This is a genomic window from Moraxella sp. K1664 (genome assembly GCF_039693965.1).
GTDB lineage: Bacteria > Pseudomonadota > Gammaproteobacteria > Pseudomonadales > Moraxellaceae > Moraxella.
The window spans coordinates 883586-902958 of record NZ_CP155576.1; the positions used below are offsets into that span (position 1 = coordinate 883586).

The following is a 19373-nucleotide window of genomic DNA, read 5'->3' on the forward strand; positions in this document are numbered from 1 at the left end:
AAATACCCCAATGAACTATGAAGCATCCACACACCTATCCGACACCAAATTCAAACGCTTAGTTGGCATTGAACGCAGGGTTTTAATGAAATGCTTGCTTGTTTAGAGCAAGCACAAGCGACTGTACATCAAAGAGGCGGTAGAAAACTTAAAATCAGCATGCCCAATTTGTTAATGACAACCTTGCAGTATTTTAAAGAATATCGCACCTATGAGCAGATAGCCGCTGACTTTGGCATCCATGAAAGCACACTTATCCGTAAAAGCCATTGGATTGAAGACATACTAAGCAAGCAAGGCTTTGTCATTGCCACACAAACACCCACCAAAGATGACATTGTCATTGTAGATGTGAGCGAAGTGCGTGTTAATCGTCCCAAAAAAAGCAAGAATTAAGTTATTCTGGCAAGAAAAAGTGTCATACCGCAAAGGTGCAATGTATCATCAATCACCACAAGGTCATCTTACAAGTAGATACCAGCATCATTCAAATGCATGACTTTAAGCTCTTTAAGCGAACAAACCCAAATTTAACAAATGCTAAGTTTATCCTAGCAGACAGTGGCTATCAAGGCATACAGCATTTATACAAGCAAGCCTTTACGCCACTAAAACAAACTAAGAAATATCCACTTGTGCAAGAAGCCAAAGATTATAACGCATTATTGTCTAAAACACGGGTGAGAGTAGAACACATCTTTGCCAAGTTTAAGGCCTTTAAGATGTTTTCTACCACTTACCGAAAGTCATTAACAAGGTTTGAACTTAGAGTGAAATTGGTGTTTGGGTGGATTGGGTGGTTTTGCAGGATGTCAATGAGTTTTAACAGTTGGGGTAATGTGCTAATTTCGTTGTTTTTATCAGCAATGTCAACTTGAGCAAGAATGAGCTTGGTTTGACTGGCAAAGGCGGTAACAAGCTGTAATGCGTTGTCATTTTTGTAGCCACCTTGGATGAATTTACCATCAATGGCGATGTGTGGATGATTGGCTTGGGTTTGATTCATCCACTCACTAAAGTATCGACTAAGTTCATCTTTGTTAAGGCGTTTAAAGACATTGCCAAAGTCTTCTATGTCTACCCAGTCATGATAACCACAGATAACTGCGGTTAAGGCAATGGTTAGAATGTTTTTAAGTGGGTGTAGCAGGTTTTTGTTTTGACGCCTTGGGTCATGAACCTGTGATAAATAGTCAATGGGGTTTGTGAGCATAAAGAATGTCCTTTTTGCTCACATTTTAATGATTTATTGTGGGTTTGTCGATGGTTGTGGTGCGATTGCTCTGCATTACTTCCAAATACGCTACCCAAATGATAAAAACCTTGCTATACTAACCTTATGGCAATTATCATAACGTAAATCATGAGCGACAACACCAATAATCAAAACTGGCAAGAATTTCAAGAACTTAGCAATCAACGCATCTTATCAGAACAGCCTGATAATACAGTCACCACTAGCACAATCAAAACACACCAACTCACACCTTCGGAACAAAATACCGCAGTTTTTGATACGCAAGGCATGGCACTCATCTTTGGCATTGGGGCTTTTATCATTTCGCTTATCTGTCTTTATACTGTTCTTAAAAACTCCAAAAACAACCAACAAGACAAACCTAATAAACTAAGAATAAAACGCAAAAGCTCAGCTCCGTTTGGCATTCGCCCAGAATTTTTGGAAGAAGCCAAAAGTGAAAGACAACACCGAATTACACAGCGTAAAAAATACGGAATATTTGACAAAGACGGCAAACGCTTAAAATAAATGCCTATTGTCACTTTTGATTGATTTTTCATTGATTATTTCCGTCATAACCCACACAAACAGCAACAAGCAAAAAACAGTAAAACCCCCATAAATTTGTTATAATATTCTTTTAACTTGAAGAATAACAACATGAAACTGACCAATTATAGCGATTATGCTCTACGTTCTTTGATTTATCTGGCGGTAACACCCAAAGATGGCGAGCTTGCCAACATTGACGACATCGCCCAAGCCTATGACATCTCAAAAAGTCATCTCACCAAAATCATTCATCAACTGGGTAAATTGGGCTACATCGAGAGCGTGCGTGGCAAAGGCGGGGGCATTCGCCTAGCCAAAGACCCAAGCGAGATTAACATCGGGCGACTCATTCGCCACACCGAGAGCGATTTTGGCATATTAGAATGCTTAGATGATAACTCTAAAAACACAGACGGTAAAATCAGCTTGGTCAATATCGGCGATGACACCAACAGCTGTGTCATCTCGCCTGCCTGCCGTTTAAAGGGGGTGTTTTATAAAGCCATGCTTGCCTTTGTGGCGGTGCTAGATGGCTATACCCTTGCTGACGTGTTGGTCAATGACAAAGAGCTATTGACACTTTTGGATAAAAACGCCGAATAAGCATTTGTAAGCAAATGCTGACAAAACTTTGCGATTTTTGCGTATTTTCTTATGGGTGCTATTTTGGCATAATACACACATCAGCAAGGAGATGGCAAATGGATAAGCCAACATGGATGAACGCTGATATTATGGACAACCCAATGGAACACCGCAGGTAGCAAAACCCCATGACAAAAGCCACAAATGACCCCCATTTGTGGCTTTGTTTTTACTGTTACACCTAAAAAACTTTAAAATTACTACAAATACCATGATGTGTGGACGTAGGGGCGTGCTGAGCACGCCTTGCACAATAATATCATCAAAAGGTGTGCTCAGCACACCCCTACAAACCCGTGGTAAATATCGAGTTTGTTAGGTGTAGATTTATACACGACAAAACAAAGGCAGGCAACCCCACCTTCATTCTCAATAACCCAAACTATTTAAGCCCCGCCTGTTTCAACAACGCCCCAAAACTCCCCACTTTGGCAGGTTCGTTTTTGGCTTTGTTAAATTCACGTTTTGGCTTATTATTGGGCTTATTGCTTGGCTTGGCGTTTGTTTTGTCTTTAAATGCTTTATCCGATTTGTCAGACTTTGGCACTTCTTTTTTGTCAGGCGATTTCATAGAAAGCCCAATCCGCTTTCTTGGCTCGTCCACCGATAGCACACGCACTTTGACAATGTCTTGGGGCTTGACCACGTCCGCAGGGTCAGCCACAAAACTGTCGGACAGCTCAGAGATATGCACCAATCCGTCTTGGTGTACGCCAATGTCCACAAAACAACCAAACGCAGTTACGTTCGTTACCACGCCTTCTAGCTCCATGCCGATTTGTAAGTGTTTGATTTCACTCACATCATCACGGAATTTGGCGGTTTTAAATTCGCCACGGGGGTCGTGAGCAGGTTTGGCAAGCTCGGCAAGCACCGTGGCAAGCTGACTAAAATTGTCCGTGCTGTCGTTTAGCGATTTGGCAAGGGTTTCATTGCCCAGTACGTCCGACAACGACTTGTCCGCCTTACGCAAAATCTCATACACCAGCCCATAGCTTTCGGGGTGTACGCCTGTTGCGTCCAGTGGCTCGGTGCCGTCTTTGATACGCAAAAATCCTGCCGACTGCTCAAAGGTCTTTACGCCCAAACGTGGCACGGCTTTTAGCTCTTCACGGTTTTTAAATGCTCCATTGGTACGGCGGTAGTTCACGATTTGTTGGGCGACATTTTTGTTGAGTCCTGCAATGTGAGCCAAAATGGCAGGGCTTGCCGTGTTCACGTCCACACCCACCGCATTCACGCAGTCTTCGGTAACTTTGTCAAGGCTTGATTCTAGCTCGGCTTGATTGACATCATGCTGATATTGTCCCACACCGATTGCTTTTGGTTCAACCTTGACAAGCTCGGACAAGGGGTCTTGCAATCGTCTGGCGATAGACACCGCCCCACGCACCGACACATCAAGCTCAGGTAGCTCGCTACTGGCAATCTCACTTGCCGAATACACGCTCGCTCCCGCTTCCGATACCACCACCGCTTTGGCGGATAGGCTGTTCTCGCTAATGACCGCCTTGACAAGCTCATCCGATTCACGGCTTGCTGTGCCGTTGCCAATGGCGACAAGCTCCACACCATAATCAGCGATAAGCTTGGCAATCACCGCCTTTGCCTTGTCGGTCGTGGGGTCGGTAAAGGGGTACACGGTGTCAGTCGCCACGACATCGCCTGTGCTGTCAATCACCGCCATTTTTACGCCATGACGGATACCAGGGTCCACGCCTAGGATAACCTTGCGTCCAGCAGGGGCGGTCATGAGTAGGTGTTTTAGATTTTGGGCAAATACGCCAATGGCGTGCGTTTCAGCGTCCAGTCGTCTCTCGGTCAATAGGCGATGCTCAATCTGTGGTCGCCATTTGGCACTCCATAATCTATCTGCCGTCTCGCTCAAAAACTGCCCACGCTCGTCCGTATCGCTTGCCCCAAAAGTGGTTTTAATTTGAGCGACAAACGGCTCATCTTCGCCAAGCACGGATAGGACAAGCACATTTGCCTGTCTGCCACGAAGCATGGCAAGTAGGCGATGATTGGAGAGCTTGGCAAAGGTTTCGGTATGGTCAAAATAGTCTTTGAATTTCTCGCCTGTCTCTCGTTTTTCTTCGCCCACAAGCTTAGCGTGAATGCTTGCTGTGGCGTTAAAGCCTGTCCGCACCTTGTCAAACAAATCTAAATTCAACGCCCATTCATCAAGGATAATCGCTTGCACGCCTGCTAGTTGTAAATCACGAGTGCTATAATCCACATCAAAGCTCTCGCCTTGCTCATCCGTTACCGTGCTAACAGGCGTGTAGTCCGATAGTGCCGTATCCAAGCTTTCCCCTGCCAAAATCCGCTCGGCAATCGGGCGAAGCCCTGCCAAAGTCGCCTTAGCCGACAAGGTACGGCGTTTTGGGCGGTAGGGCTCATAAATCGCTTCAAGCTCCAACTTGCTCATGGCGTTTTTGACACGCAGGGTAAGTTCGTCCGTTAGGGCGTTTTGGGCGGTCAAAAGCTCAAGCACCTTGTTACGGCGAACCGCCAAATCCCGTTCGTGCGTTAGGGCTTTTTCTAGGGTACGAAGCATGCCATCATCAAGTCCGCCTGTTTTGTCCTTACGATAACGGGCGATGAATGGCACGCTCGCCCCTTCGTCCAGCAAATCAGCAAAGGCTTGAACCTGCTCGGCACGCACGGCATGGTCTGTGGCAAGTTTTTGGTAGATGGCGGTGTGGTTGATGGGATTAGGGCTTGTGGCTTGGGTATCCATAATATCCTACTTATATGAGAATGATAAATGTGCTATTATAACAAGTTTTAGGGGTGTTTGATAGGCACAAATCTACACCTGCATTTACCCGTTTTACCTATTTTACTTTTACCTATTTTACCCATTTTGTCAGAAGTGCCATGACCGCCTTTACCCTTATCATCTTAACCTTTATCATCGCCAGTATCTTTCATGGGCTGACAGGCATTGGCGTAACACTCATCGCTACCACCGCTTTGGCAAGTAGCTATCCGATGTCGCACGTTTTGGTGCTGACGGTCATTCCTTGTTTGCTTATCAATTTGGTCGTGTTTTTGGACGGTGGACGGATTGTTTATTATCTTAAAAAGTACTGGCTCCTTGTGCTGACAAGTTTTGTTGGCAGTTTTATTGGCACAAAACTTGTTTTTATCATCGCATCTCATCATCTACTGATTGCGTTAGGGCTACTCATTGTTGGCTATGTCGCCATGCAGTTTGTGGCGATGAGCGTGGGCAAAAATTTTAAACTGCCCAACACCACTCCAAGCCTTGTGATAAGCGGTACGATTGCAGGGGTGTTGGGCGGAGCCACCAACGCCATGTCGCCCCTGCTCGTGATGTATTTGCTCTCCGCCACCGAATACACCGATGACCCAAAAACCGAGCTTATCAAGGCAAGTAACCTATGCTATGTCGTTGGCAAAATCGCCCAGCTTATCGTCTTGTGACAAGCTCTGACTGCCTTGCCCAAAAATGACTGGCTGATGATTGGTGTGGCGAGTGTGATGTTTTTACAGCTAATAAAATTGAATTTTACTACGGAAACCGTTCGCCCTAAACTTGTCGAAGGGTCGGTTTCCGTTATGGTTCGACAGGCTCACCACGAACGGGAACCGTAGTACTTTTTCATTTTGTAGAGTGTATATTTGGGGTTTTATTTTCGGGATAAAATATCCCAAGCAATGTTTAAAAAAATCGTGCTTGTCATTTTGCTGATATTGGGCGTGCGGGCGTTAATAAAGGGATTTGGGGCGTGATTTGCGTTTGTAAGCATATGCTTACAAAACTTTGCGATTTTTGCGTATTTTCTTACAGGCCAACTTTTGACATAATACACCCATCAGCAAGGAAGACGGCACATGGTTATACCACCACGGATGACCGCTGATACATGAACCATGGATGATGGACGGACTACAAAACCCATACGGTAAGCCCTAACGCAAGTTGGGGCTTTATCGTTTTTGAAACTTACCATTTTTCACTCATCATTAAATCTCTTTCCAAACTAAAAATAAACCTTTATAAGTATTGGGGTTGAAGTTTTTAAAAATCCACAAAAATCGGGGTTTGGAAAGAAGTCTATTTTTTCATTGATTTTTACAAATTTTACGTTAAAATTTGCCTTTTAGACATTTGATATACTCATGACACGACACATCACTCGCCGTGATTTTTTAAACGGCTCAGCCCTACTCATCACTTCCCTTGCCACAGGCACACTAACCGCTTGCAGTGATGATACTCCCACGCCACAGACAGATACACCCAAAGCCAGTGGCAACACCCCACCACCCACCGCCAAGACCAGCTCCAACTATCCGCCCGAACTGACAGGCTTGCGTGGCGACCATGCAGGCAGTTATGATGTCGCTCATGAGATGGCATGGAAAAAAGTACAGTTTGATGTCTCAGGCGAGAGTGTATCAGAGACGGTGGATTTGGTCGTGGTCGGGGCAGGCATTAGCGGGCTTGCCAGTGCCTATTTTTACCAAAAAAAGTTCCCTAGTGCCAAAATTTTGGTGCTAGACAACCACGATGACTTTGGCGGTCATGCCAAACGCAATGAGTTTAGTGAGAGTGTTGACGGCAAAGACATTTTTCGCATCAGCTATGGCGGTAGTGAATCCATCGATACCCCAAGCGATTATAGCGATGAAGCCATGGGACTGCTTAATGAGCTTGGCATTGATGTTCAAAAATTCTACACCTATTATGACCAAGATTATTTTAAAAATCTAGGCATGAACAAGCAGGGCGTGTTTTTTAACAAAGCCACCTTTGGACAAAGCGTGGTACTGCCCGATGAGCCGAATGCTGACAACGCTGCAGAGTTGTTTGCCAAAGCCCCCTTAGCGGATACAGACAAAAACGCCCTGATAGAGCTATACACCACCCCCAAAGACTATTTGGGCGACATGGCACCGAGCGAGCGAGAAGACTACCTGCAATCCATCAGTTATGACAAATTTTTAAAAGACCACGTCAAACTCCCCCAAGGAGCGATGGCGTACATGGAAGAGATTTGTTTGGAATACTGGGGATTTAACATTGATGGTTTGTCAGCTTATGACGCCTTTTATGAAGGCCATGCAGGACTTGAATTATCGGGGCTAGAAGCTGATGACGATGGCGAGAGCGAGCCTTATATTTTTCACTTTCCTGACGGCAACGCCTCCATCGCTCGCCTACTGGTCAAAAAGATGATACCCGCAGTTGTCGCCAACCCCGACCACGCCAACGGCAAAAGCGAGATGGAAGCCATCGTACTAGATAAATTTGACTACACCAAACTTGACATGCCCGAGCAGTCTGTCAATATCCGCCTAAATACCACCGCCGTCCAAGTCAAAAACATCGAAATCGACGGCAAAAAGGGCGTGATGATAGGCTACAAAAAGGACGGTAAGCTCTACCGTGTGAACGCTCATCACTGTATTCTAGCATGTCAGCATGGCATGATACCACTCATCGATAGCGACCTGCCCCAAACCCAAAAGGATGACCATCTACAAAACATCCGTGTACCCATGATTTATACCAAAATCTTGGTCAAAGACTGGCAAGCCTTTAAAAAGCTCGGTGCATGGCAGTTTTACGCCCCCAAAGCCCCTTACTGCTTTATCATGACCGACTATCCTGTAAGCATGGGCGGTTATCACTGCCCCAAAGACCCGAGCGAGCCTATGGTCATTCACATGGTGCGTATCGCTGTGCCTTATGGCACAGGTAAAGATGTGCGTGAAGCCTGTAAAATCGGACGCTCCGAGCTGTACCGAGCCAGTTATCATGACTTAGAAAAACAAGCCCTTGACCAACTGCGTGAGATGTACGACGTGGCAGGGGAGTCTCTTGATGATAAAATTCTTGCCATCACCATCAACCGTTGGGGTCACGGGTATAGTTATGAACAGAATACACTGTTTGATGACGATGATGTTGCTGGCAAAACACTGGACAGTGTCAAACAAGCTCATGACAATATCCACATGGCAAACTCTGACTCCGACTGGATGCCTTATGCCGATGGGGCAATAGACCAAGCATGGCGAGCCGTCCAAGAGATTAAGGCGTAATAAACAGGAAAGCCCAAATAAAACAAAAGAGCTTGAATATCAAGCTCTTTTTATCGCTTATGTTATCACACCCTTTTGTTTCACGTGAAACACTCATCTGGTGTGATACCACCCTGTTTCACGTGAAACTTTTTAAAATTCTTTGGCTCATGCAGGGCTGATATTTTTTGGGCGACTATCCTTGCCGTCTCGTCTTGCAAACTGGTTATCATAAGCTGACAAGGCAGTGACAGTAGTGTATCAAGTAGCATATCCATCGCTCCCACATCAAGCTCCGCATCAATGTCATCAACAAGCACCACAGGCTGTATCTGCTGATACGCACACATCACTTGTAGTTGCGAGAGTCTTAGGGCGATGATGAGCAGTTTTTTCTCGCCCCGAGAGAGCACATCCACCGCCTGACTTTTGACTTGTCCGCCATCGCCAGACTGCTTTAACATCACCATCACATCGGCACGGTGAGCCCCCACACGAGTATAGCCCAGCTCCATGTCAGAGTCCAAGCGAGACGCCAGTACACAGAGCAGTCCTGCCTTATCATCAAAACCTGCCTGATAGGACAGATAAATATCGCCCTGATAATGTGGTAGCAGTCGCCCCATCATCTCATCAAAGCACACCTGCCACCGCTCAAAGACCGCCTGCCGACATTGGTGTAGCTTGTCTGCATGATACGCCAGCTGACTGTCCCATGCCCGCACTTCACCGCCTCGCTCACGCACACGGGGCGATTTTAGTAATAGATTTCGCTGTTTGAGCAGTCGCTGATAGGCAAGCCATTCTCCATAAAACTCCTGTTTCACGTGAAACGTCAGCCAATCCAACATCTGCCGTCTGGCATGACTGCCCTCTTCTAGCACCGCCATGCCGCTAGGGTCAATGGGTAACACTGGTAAGGCATAAGTCAGTGGACTTTGAGTGGCTACGGTTTGCCCATTGAGTTTTAACACCGTCGTTGCCAGCTGTCGCTCATCCAGATTTTTTTGCACTGCTAGCATGTCAGACTCTGTCATCGCCCACACCGTGCAGGATTTTTGATGATGACTGATGTAGCGTTTGGGCTCGTGATGACGAAAAGTTTTACCCCGAGACAACAAAAACACCGCCTCTAAAAGCGATGTTTTGCCACTGCCATTACGCCCCACGAACACATTACAGTCAGCGAGTGTCAGACTTATCTGAGCTAGGTTGCGTACATGGGTGATTTGAAGCTGTGTGATCATGCCCTGCCCATCACACACGCATGGGCATGACGACATATTGATAATTGTGGTCATCACCCACTTGATAAATGCGTGTCGGACTGGTCGGGTGTACCATTTCTAGGCGGATGTCGCCCTCTAACACATTTAGCACAGCACGCAAATAGGACTCATTAAATGAAATCTCAATCGGCTCACCTGTGTAATTGACCGCCACCTCTTCTCTGGCTTCGTCTTGCTCACGGTTGGTGGAGATGACATCCACCGTCTCGCTTTTGGCAAAGTGCAGTAGCACGCCAGGGGAGTCTTTGGTGTTCACCACCGCCACCCGACGCAAGACCTCAACCATGCTGTCTTTATTAAAAATGGCGATTTTATCGTTATTGGTTGGCATGACACGGCGGTAGTCGGGGAATTTACCCTCAATTAAACGGGCGGTCAAAGATATCATCATCTGCCCACCAAAGTTTAAACTGACGGTCAAAAAGTCGCTATCTAATCCCAAAGTTACCATGTCGCCATTTTCTTCGGCGGTTTTTAGTAGGTCGGTCAAGAGCTTTTCTAGACCACTGACCGCCTTACCGGGGATAATAACTTTGGTTTCATCATGACTGTCCGCCAAGGTTTGATACGCCACTGCCAAACGATGTCCATCGGTTGCCACCGCGGTCAGTTTGTCGCCCTCAATCTCAAAGAGCAGTCCCGTCAAGTAGTGGCGTACGTCTTGGGTCGCCATGGCAAAGCGGGTGTGCTTGATGAGATTAAATAGGGTATCACGCCCGATTTTGACCAGCTTTTCTGAACGTGGCTCGCCAATGCTTGGATAATCCTGAGCAGGTAGCGTGCTAAGCATGTATTTACCCTTGCCACTGGTGATGTGACAGCGACTGCCTGCCACTTCAATGCTGACCATATTATCAGGCAGAGCCTTGCAAATGCCAAAAAACTTATCCGCAGGAATGGTTACCGCCCCTGCTGTCACGCACGCCCCCTCGGGCAGACTGATGACATTGGTTAGTTCCACCTCCAAATCGGACGCGGTCATCGTCAGGCTTTGTGGTTCTAGCACCAGTTTTAGGTTGCCCAAAATCGCCATTTGGTGATGATTATCCACCGCCTCAATGATGAGCGTCATGGCTTTGATGAGTAGGGCTTTATCAATGACTAACTTCATAAAAATCCTTAATGTTTACAAAAATTTAACATGGCCTATTATAACAAACTTCACACCGCATTTCATGATGGCTGTTACCATCAAGCAAATTCAAGCGTGGCAAGCAAAGCCTGATAGTCTTTTTCTACCGATGAATCTTCGGCTCGCAGTTCACTAATTTTCTCACAAGCATGCATGACCGTGGTATGGTCTCGTCCGCCAAACACTTGTCCTATCTCAGGAAAGCTATCTTGGGTCAGCTCACGCACCAATGCCATCGCCATCTGACGGGGACGAGCGATGTTGCGAGCCCGCTTTTTACCAATCAAATCTTTGACCGACACACCATAATACTCCGCCACTAGGTCACGGATATTCTCTGCATTGACCGCCCTTGCTCGTGCCTCAATACGGTCTTTGATGGCATGACGCACCAGCGAGAGTGTTACCTCACCGCCCACCAACAGGGCATTGGCACGCACTTGGTTTAACGCCCCTTCTAATCGGCGAACATCTGGGGGCATGTTTTGTGCCATAAAAATCGCACAGTCTTTGGGTAGTTCCATGCCAAGCAACGTCGCCTTTTTTTGCAAAATTTGCATACGCATTTCAATGTCAGGCGGTTCGATGGCAAGCGACAACCCACCCTCAAAGCGAGACAAAAAGCGTGTGTCAAAATCCTGCATTTGTGACGGTGGTCTGTCAGACGCCAAAATCAGCCGTTTGTCGCCTTTGGTAAATTCGCCAAATAGCGTCATCAAAAACTGCGAGACTTTCGGGCCGTTTTTGTTGTTAATCATGTGCACGTCATCAACAATGAGCAAATCCGCCTGACAAATCCGCCGAAGCAAAGAATCCGCCCCACCCTCGCCCCCACGCAGGGCATTAATGGTCACCTTAAAAAACTGGTCTTTGCTAAAATAACACACCAAAAGCCCAGCACGTTCATAGCGGTGAGCCACCGCATGCATGAGATGGGTCTTGCCCAGCCCTGATGAGCCGTAGATAAAATACAAATGCGTGTCATGCTTGGCGGTTTTATCGGTCAGGTTTTTGGTCAGCTCTTGGCAGGCGTTATATGCCAGTGCATTGGACTTACCCTTGACAAAATTTTCAAAGGTAAACCGCTCTTCTAAGGGCTGGCTCTCTTCAATGCTCGTCGGCTTTTTGGGTGATTTGGGCTTTTGCTTTTTGGGAGTTTTGTCTACCTTGTCGCTTTTTGGCACAAGGGGCATGACCCGCAGGGCAACACTTGACACATGCCGACCACCACCATCTGCCAGACGTGTCACCACCGCACAGATTTTGTCATAATAATGCGTCTCAATGCGGCGGATAAACACATCATTAATGGCGAACAATACCAGCGTCTCATCCGCAAATACAGGCTTCAAAGAGCGTAGCCATTGGTTCAGCTCGCTCTCTTTTAACTCATGTTTTAGTTCAGACAGGCACGACTGCCAAAACAGCTCAGCATCGGCATCATGTTTTTGAACATCGCCAATCACACCATCATCGCCCACTCCAACACCTGCCGAGTCTTTATCGCCGACGACAGGGGCATCACCCTTATAATTAGCATCATAACTGACATTTGTATCCATGCCCACATCCGTCTTATCAGACGGTAGGTGTTCCGGCATGGTTTCATCAAACAGCGATATGTTTTGCATGATAAATTAACTCAAATAACAAACTTGGATAAATAATAAATTTAACTTAAAACAAACTTAGGCGACCAACCAACATCGAACCTGCCCACCTTTTCATGTTTGCATGTTGTGCTTGCACCCACTTAAAACATCATTAAAAACCAAAAGTTATAATTAAAAATAATCATAACCATAAGTTTTTAATAAAAAATAAAAATAACTAAAACACAAATCGGGCAAAAATCCTGCAATTCTTGGTATTTGACTAATTTTTAATCAAATACCAACTTGCCCACCCTTAAATTTTTGCCTATAATACCACAAATTTGACATTTTTCAACGATAATTTTTCTGTGGATAAGTTTGTGGATAAGTTTGTGGATAACTAAAACAAAGAACTTATTCACATTTTACCCACAGGTTATATACAGGTTTATCAACAATATAAATACATGATTTTAATAAATTTTTATTACTTATCCACAGAAATACCAATCCTTTATTATTATTATTTTTATATTTAAATAAAAAATAAGTCAGCGGTAAATCTGTGGATAACTTTTTAAAAATATTTTTAAAAATATATTAAAAACCAACTCATTTTCAATGATAACACTTAATCCATGCGACATAACAACGACAAACACAAACACCATAGAAAAAACAATATTGTAAAAAACCTTGACTTGGGAATGTTTTTTTAGTAAAATCCGTAGGTTTTTCGCCAAACATCCATCATGACCACATTGGCTGATAGCTAAATATAAGTCTGATGGCTTAACTGTTTGGTTAAACATAATCCATCACAAGAAATGGCTTCTGCAGAGCCTGTGATACAACCTTAAGGTAATTATCATGAAACGTACATTCCAACCATCTAACCTAAAACGCAAACGCACCCACGGTTTCCGTGCTCGTATGGCAACCAAAAACGGTCGTCAAGTCCTAGCTCGCCGTCGTGCCAAAGGTCGTCATCGTTTGACCGTATAATCTGATAGATTATAAAACTAAGCACTCTTTGAACCGCACCCCAAAAGTTAGACACACTAACCTTTGGGGTGCTTTTTATGGCAAAATACACAACCGACTTTAAACTGTCTGTGATTGGGTATTATCTTAATCATCATGGCTACAAACAAACCGCCAAACACTTTAATCTAAACCACACAACCGTAGAGCTATGGGTTAAACTCTATCAAGCACATGGCATTGATGGCATAAAAAGACGACACACAAAGGCTGTCTATGACACAGATTTTAAGCTTAATGCCGTTCAAGCCATACAACAGGGCAAATCGCTTACACAACTTGCCATAGAGCTTAATCTGCCACAACCTTCTTTACTGTCAACTTGGTTAAAGTCCTACCAAGCCTTTGGTATAATGGGACTAATACCCAAACCCAAAGGCAAAAAAGCAATGTCAAACAAACACAACGCTAATAAAACCAAATCAACTTGGAAAACCAAACAAGACCACGAAAAAAGTGTGGATGATTTGCTTGATGAACTTGCCTATCTTAGAGCAGAGAATGACTATCTAAAAAAGCTAGATGCCTTAATTCGTCAAAAGGAACAATCAGTACAAACAAAGAACAAGTCCTGATCATCCAAGAATTAAGGCATAAGCACAAACTTGCTGACTTATTGGCAGTGTCAAACTTGCCAAGAAGTGTGTTTTATTACCACATTCGTCAAAGTACAAAGCCTGACAAAGACCTTGACTTAAAAGAACACATTAACCACATCTACCACCAACACAAGGGCAGGTATGGTTATCGTAGAATCACATCAGAGCTTAACAATCAGCTTGCCCAAAAAGGCATGGTCATTAATCATAAACGAGTGCAACGACTGATGGCTAAACTTGGACTCAAAGCATTGGTTCGTCGTCAACGTAAGTTTAATACTTACAAAGGCACAATGGGCAAAGATACCATTCAGGACAATATACTCAAAAGAGACTTTAAAGCAGACAAACCCAATCAAAAGTGGGCAACAGACATCACAGAGTTTAAAGTACAAGACAAGGCAAATGATGGCAGTGTCATTCAAAGAAAACTCTACCTATCGCCCATCATCGACTTGTTTAATGGTGAGATTGTCAGTTATACGATGAAGGACAGACCAACGTATGAGTTGGTCAAAGAGATGTTAAATGATGCCCTATCCAAGCTAAGCCAAGAAAAGATGGATGACAAACCCATCATTCATTCAGACCAAGGCTGGCACTATCAAATGCACCAGTATCAACAAACCCTAAAAGAACAAGGCTTAACCCAAAGCATGTCAAGAAAAGGCAATTGTTTGGATAATGCTGTGATAGAGAGCTTCTTTGGTACGCTAAAACAAGAGATATTTTATGAGACAACCACATTTACATCAACAGATGAACTTAAACAAGTGATTGATGAGTACATACACTACTACAATCATGATAGAATAAAGAGCAAATTAAAAGGACTAAGTCCTGTTAAGTACAGAAACTTAGTCCAATTAGGGTTAATACAACCACTTGCAACAACCTAACCTTTAATCTTATGTCTAAGATTTGGGGGTCGGTTCAATTTTGGGGTGCTTTTTATTTGCTCAAATTTTGGCTTATGTTTTGGCTTATGATTGTAAGTCGGATAAGCCATTGACGAAACACGCCAAGCCTTGTATGATAGCCTGATTTAATATAGCTTTATCATGACAAATCCACAATCTGCTACTCCTGCCCCGCCATTTTGTTTTACCAAAGCCCAGCGTCTGCTTAGCCCCAATGACTTTAAACGGGTGTTTGATAATCCTATCAAAAAAATTCACTCAGAGCATCTGCTCCTATTTGTCCAAACAGGCATGCCAGAGCAAACGCACGCCCGCTTAGGGCTTGCCATTACCAAAAAAAAGGTCAAACTGGCGGTCATGCGTAACCGCCTAAAACAACTTACCCGTGAATACTTTCGCCATACTGCCCCCACGCTTGGGGCGGTGGACGTGGTGCTGATTGTTAAGAAAAACTACACAAAAGAGACTGACCTGCATGATGAGCTGATTCATATTTTTGAAAAATTAGCCATGCTGTTTCCTAGCGATTTATCTAAAATTAATCAGTCATGCTAACCAAACTTTTACTACGGCTTGTCAGATTTTATCAAAAAGCAATCAGCCCGCTTGTCCCTGCTCGCTGTCGCTATTACCCCACTTGCTCGGCGTATGCCCATACCGCCTTAACAACCCACACCACGCCAAAGGCTCTGATACTTGTTATTAAAAGAGTGTTGTCTTGTCAGCCTTTTGGTGGTTCGGGCATTGATTTTGTGCCGGTGCCGTTATACCGCTACGCCTTTGTGCCAGCGATGATTCTGCACCGCTACCCCTTAAAAGACCGCCATTCTTATCAAGCTCGTCAAAACCATTTGGTAAAATAATTGTTTACCAATGATTTTACAGTGTTTTAAGTAAATTGATATTCCAAAATTGGTGATAATCCTTGGGTTTATTTACAAAAAAATGGGGTAATTTTTGTTATTTTATTGTAAAATAGCCTATTTTGTTTTCTATTTTAAACATTGCAAAGGCTAAAACTTATGCAAAAGATTTTACGGACCCTAATTATTATTGCCATGCTCATCACGTCTTATCTGCTCGTGTTGGCGTGGCGAGATGATTATGCCAATAAGCCTGTAACAGCGACACAGCCTGTGGCAGTGCAAGGGGCAAGTGATGTGCCAAGTGCCGGCGGTGGCGATGTGCCAGTGGTGGGCGGAGCCACGCCTGTGATGACACCAAATGTCAGCAGTGGCTTGATTAGCGTCTCAACCGACCGCTATGACATCAAGATTAACCCTGTGGGTGGGGACATCGTTTATGCAGGGTTGAAGCAATATGATGCCACGCTTGGCAGTAGCGAGCGTTTTGTGCTGTTAGAGAGTGAGCAGGGTCGCACCTATGTCGCTCAGTCGGGACTGGCAGGGCAAGACGGCATTGACACCAATGCAGGGCGTGCCATTTATCAAAGCCCCAGAACCAGCTATGACATGGCAGGCACGGCGGTGCTAACCGTGCCACTCATTCATGAAAAAGACGGCGTAACCATTACCAAAACCTACACCTTTAACGCCGGCGAGTATCCCATTAACGTGGCGTATAACATCAATAACGCGTCCGACAAGGTGTGGCAGGGCAATATGTACGCCCAGCTAAAACGTGATGGCTCTGCCGACCCTGGTCTTGATGATAAGGGCATGATGGGCATGGCAACCTATCTGGGCGGTGCGTGGGGCGTGCCAAGTGAGCCTTATAATAAGTTAAAATTCAAAGACTTCAACAGTGGCGAGCTTAACGCCGTCAGCAGTGATGGCTGGGTGGGCGTGGTTCAGCACTACTTTGTCTCGGCATGGACACCAGGTAATTTTGATGGGCAATTTTATGCCCGTGAAAGCGGTGGCGAGCATTTTATCGGCTTTAATAGCCCTGCCGTTGTTGTCCCTGCCGGCAAACAAATGACCATAGATGCCACACTCTATGCTGGCCCTAAGGTGCAAGATGAGATGGCAGGGGTGGCAACAGGGCTTGAAAAAGCGGTAGATTATGGCATATTTTGGCCAATCTCAAAGCCAATGTTCCTAATCCTTGAAGCCTTGCACAAAATCTTGGGCAACTGGGGCTGGGCGATTGTCGGCTTGACTTTGATTGTCAAAATTGCTCTGTTTTGGCTATCCAACAAAAGCTATGTGTCGATGGCAAAAATGCGTGCCATTGCCCCCAAATTAGAAGCCCTAAAAGAAAAACACGGTGATGACCGCATGGCGATGAGTCAGGCGATGATGCAGTTGTATCGTGATGAAAAAGTCAATCCGATGGCGGGCTGTTTGCCGATTTTGCTACAAATGCCGATTTTCTTGGGATTATACTGGTGTTTGGTGGAGAGTGTGGAGCTACGCCACGCCCCTTGGATTTTGTGGATTAAAGACTTGTCCGCCATGGATCCGTGGTTTATTTTGCCGATTATCATGATGGCGACCATGTATTTTCAACAACTTCTAAACCCACAGCCCACCGACCCCATGCAGGCTAAGATGATGAAAATCATGCCACTCATTTTCGGGGTGTTTATGCTGTTTTTCCCCGCAGGTTTGGTGCTATACTGGACGGTAAACAACCTATTTAGCATGGCTCATCAGCAGTTTGTCAATAAACGAGTTGAAAAAGCCTACAACAAACCTGTCAAAGTGTTGTCCGACTGATGATGATTAGTCCCAAGCCAATCCGCCTATCTGGGCGGATTTTTTGTGGGCAAAGTTGGCTAAATAATGGTAAAATGACAAAAATTTTATCAACTACCACTATGCCAACTCTATCTCAACAACCCACCATTGTCGCCATAGCAAGCCCTATCGGTCAAGGCGGTGTGGGCGTGATTCGCTTATCAGGTCGCACCGCCCACGCTATTGGCTGTGCCATATCGGGCAAATCGACTCTCACCCCACGCCACGCCCATTTTGCCAAATTTAAGGACAATACGGGGGCGGTTATCGATGAAGGGGTCATCATCTACTTTAACGCCCCACATTCGTTCACAGGCGAAGACGTGGTGGAACTCCAAGGGCATGGCGGTATGGTCTTGCAAAACTTGCTCCTTGCTCGCTGTTTTGAGCTTGGGGCAAAGCAGGCAACCGCAGGGGAATTTTCAATGCGTGCCTTTGAAAATGACAAAATTGACCTTGTGCAAGCCGAAGCGATAGCGGATGCAATTTCTGCTACGAGTGTCGCTCAGGCAAGCAGTGCCATGCGTTCGCTGTCAGGGGAATTTTCCAAAAAAATCAATGAGTTATCTGAGAAAATCGCCAATATCCGCCTGTATGTGGAAGCGAGCATTGATTTTCCTGATGAAGATGACGTGGAATTTTTGTCGGACGGGGTGATTGAGTCAAAAATTGATGAGATTTTGCGTGCCATTGATGACATTTTGGTAACCGCCAAACAAGGTCAGCTCTTGCGAGACGGGGTGCAGGTGGTGCTGGCAGGTAAGCCTAACGCTGGCAAATCAAGTCTGCTAAACCGCCTAGCAGGGGTGGAGCGTGCCATTGTTACCGACATTGCAGGGACGACACGAGATACGCTGTCCGAGACGCTCGTGCTGGACGGCTTGACCGTGCATTTGACCGACACCGCAGGGCTTCGAGATACGTCCGATAAGGTGGAGAAAATCGGCATTGACCGTGCCAAATCTGCCGTCAAACAAGCCGATATTTTGCTGTTTGTCTATGATGTGAGTAGTGAGAGCGAGCCATTTATCCTTGCCAAAGAGCTGTTTGCCGATATCATTGATGAGATTGGCATGGAGAATTTTGAGCGTAAGCTCGTCATGATTGCCAATAAAGCCGATTTATTGGGCAATGTTTCACGTGAAACAATGGCTGATTTTAACCCTAATAATAACCACAATGATAACCAAAATGGCGAAAATGTTCCACGTGAAACCATACAAAATAGTTTAAACAACTTAAACAACCAAGATGATTCTAATGTTCCACGTGAAACAATCAGCCAAATCCGAGTTTCTTGCACCACAGGGCAAGGGCTTGATGACTTGGTGGGTTTATTAAAAGACAAAGTGGGCTTTCATCCGCCAGAGAACAGTCTCATCGCTCGTACTCGCCACATTGATGCCCTAAAACGTGCCAAATCACACGTCACAGACGCTCACACTCAGCTTGTCGTCTATCAGGCAGGGGAGCTGGTGGCGGAGAGTTTGAGGCTGTCGCAAACGGCATTGGGCGAGATTACGGGGCAGATGACGGCAGATGAACTGCTTGGGCGGATTTTTTCAAGTTTTTGTATCGGAAAATAGGAGAGCGAT

The 19373-nt window shown here is 45.3% G+C and carries 17 protein-coding genes and 1 pseudogene; 12 read left to right on the forward strand and 6 right to left on the reverse strand.

What is annotated here, in order from left to right; all coding sequences use genetic code 11:
* Nucleotides 1–10: 10 nt before the first annotated feature.
* Nucleotides 11–794 (forward strand): annotated as a pseudogene (locus AAHK14_RS04600) (transposase family protein); the annotation flags it as partial.
* Here the strand turns inward: AAHK14_RS04600 and AAHK14_RS04605 are convergent.
* Complete coding sequence (locus AAHK14_RS04605; protein WP_065256099.1) at nucleotides 737–1213, reverse strand: ISAs1 family transposase; 477 nt, start codon at nucleotides 1211–1213, stop codon at nucleotides 737–739. The pseudogene AAHK14_RS04600 and the gene AAHK14_RS04605 sit on opposite strands and share 58 nt — an antisense overlap.
* A 150-nt stretch (nucleotides 1214–1363) precedes the next feature.
* On the opposite strand from AAHK14_RS04605, the gene AAHK14_RS04610 reads away from it, so the two are divergent.
* Both AAHK14_RS04610 and AAHK14_RS04615 read left to right on the forward strand, forming a co-directional pair.
* The gene (locus AAHK14_RS04610) at nucleotides 1364–1768 is read left to right on the forward strand and encodes a hypothetical protein (protein WP_065256100.1); all 405 of its coding nucleotides are present in this window, start codon (nucleotides 1364–1366) and stop codon (nucleotides 1766–1768) included.
* A gap of 132 nt (nucleotides 1769–1900) precedes the next feature.
* A complete protein-coding gene (locus tag AAHK14_RS04615; protein ID WP_062500800.1) occupies nucleotides 1901–2395 on the forward strand; it encodes an Rrf2 family transcriptional regulator in 495 nt (164 codons plus the stop codon).
* A 424-nt stretch (nucleotides 2396–2819) separates the two neighbouring features.
* Here AAHK14_RS04615 and AAHK14_RS04620 read toward each other — a convergent pair whose 3' ends face one another.
* Nucleotides 2820–5180, reverse strand: a complete 2361-nt coding sequence (locus tag AAHK14_RS04620; protein ID WP_065256102.1) for a Tex family protein — start codon at nucleotides 5178–5180, stop codon at nucleotides 2820–2822.
* A gap of 140 nt (nucleotides 5181–5320) precedes the next feature.
* On the opposite strand from AAHK14_RS04620, the gene AAHK14_RS04625 reads away from it, so the two are divergent.
* Nucleotides 5321–5890: a sulfite exporter TauE/SafE family protein gene (locus tag AAHK14_RS04625; protein ID WP_156065117.1), complete on the forward strand. Its 570-nt coding sequence runs from the start codon at nucleotides 5321–5323 to the stop codon at nucleotides 5888–5890.
* Nucleotides 5891–6589: 699 nt separating this feature from the next.
* Nucleotides 6590–8518, forward strand: a complete 1929-nt coding sequence (locus AAHK14_RS04630; protein WP_065256104.1) for an NAD(P)-binding protein — start codon at nucleotides 6590–6592, stop codon at nucleotides 8516–8518.
* 80 nt (nucleotides 8519–8598) lie between these two features.
* Here the strand turns inward: AAHK14_RS04630 and recF are convergent, their stop codons facing one another.
* The 4 genes from recF to AAHK14_RS04650 form a co-directional block, all read right to left on the reverse strand.
* Nucleotides 8599–9798: a DNA replication and repair protein RecF gene (gene recF, locus AAHK14_RS04635; RefSeq protein ID WP_227514707.1), complete on the reverse strand. Its 1200-nt coding sequence runs from the start codon at nucleotides 9796–9798 to the stop codon at nucleotides 8599–8601.
* Entirely contained in the window at nucleotides 9755–10897 is a 1143-nt protein-coding gene (gene dnaN, locus AAHK14_RS04640) for a DNA polymerase III subunit beta (RefSeq protein ID WP_065256106.1), read from the reverse strand. Before dnaN ends, recF begins: the two co-directional genes overlap by 44 nt.
* A gap of 80 nt (nucleotides 10898–10977) precedes the next feature.
* Nucleotides 10978–12549, reverse strand: a complete 1572-nt coding sequence (gene dnaA / locus AAHK14_RS04645; protein ID WP_227514708.1) for a chromosomal replication initiator protein DnaA — start codon at nucleotides 12547–12549, stop codon at nucleotides 10978–10980.
* Nucleotides 12550–13064: 515 nt separating this feature from the next.
* Nucleotides 13065–13325, reverse strand: a complete 261-nt coding sequence (locus AAHK14_RS04650; protein ID WP_065256107.1) for a hypothetical protein — start codon at nucleotides 13323–13325, stop codon at nucleotides 13065–13067.
* 58 nt (nucleotides 13326–13383) lie between these two features.
* Here AAHK14_RS04650 and rpmH point away from each other — a divergent pair, with 58 nt between their 5' ends.
* The 7 genes from rpmH (at nucleotide 13384) to mnmE (ending at nucleotide 19364) form a co-directional block, all read left to right on the forward strand.
* A complete protein-coding gene (gene rpmH / locus AAHK14_RS04655) occupies nucleotides 13384–13518 on the forward strand; it encodes a 50S ribosomal protein L34 (RefSeq protein ID WP_062500206.1) in 135 nt (44 codons plus the stop codon).
* 77 nt (nucleotides 13519–13595) lie between these two features.
* Nucleotides 13596–14132, forward strand: coding sequence for a helix-turn-helix domain-containing protein (locus AAHK14_RS04660; RefSeq protein ID WP_065256690.1), 537 nt, complete (start codon nucleotides 13596–13598; stop codon nucleotides 14130–14132).
* A gap of 2 nt (nucleotides 14133–14134) precedes the next feature.
* Nucleotides 14135–15055, forward strand: coding sequence for an IS3 family transposase (locus tag AAHK14_RS04665; protein ID WP_264753555.1), 921 nt, complete (start codon nucleotides 14135–14137; stop codon nucleotides 15053–15055).
* Nucleotides 15056–15217: 162 nt separating this feature from the next.
* Complete coding sequence (gene rnpA / locus AAHK14_RS04670; RefSeq protein ID WP_065255921.1) at nucleotides 15218–15631, forward strand: ribonuclease P protein component; 414 nt, start codon at nucleotides 15218–15220, stop codon at nucleotides 15629–15631.
* The gene (gene yidD, locus AAHK14_RS04675; protein WP_065255922.1) at nucleotides 15625–15939 is read left to right on the forward strand and encodes a membrane protein insertion efficiency factor YidD; all 315 of its coding nucleotides are present in this window, start codon (nucleotides 15625–15627) and stop codon (nucleotides 15937–15939) included. Before rnpA ends, yidD begins: the two co-directional genes overlap by 7 nt.
* Before the next feature lie 159 nt (nucleotides 15940–16098).
* Nucleotides 16099–17757 carry a membrane protein insertase YidC gene (gene yidC, locus AAHK14_RS04680; protein ID WP_065255923.1) on the forward strand — a complete coding sequence of 553 codons (1659 nt, stop codon included), beginning with the start codon at nucleotides 16099–16101 and terminating at the stop codon, nucleotides 17755–17757.
* 101 nt (nucleotides 17758–17858) lie between these two features.
* Nucleotides 17859–19364, forward strand: coding sequence for a tRNA uridine-5-carboxymethylaminomethyl(34) synthesis GTPase MnmE (mnmE, locus tag AAHK14_RS04685; protein ID WP_065255941.1), 1506 nt, complete (start codon nucleotides 17859–17861; stop codon nucleotides 19362–19364).
* Nucleotides 19365–19373 lie beyond the last annotated feature (9 nt).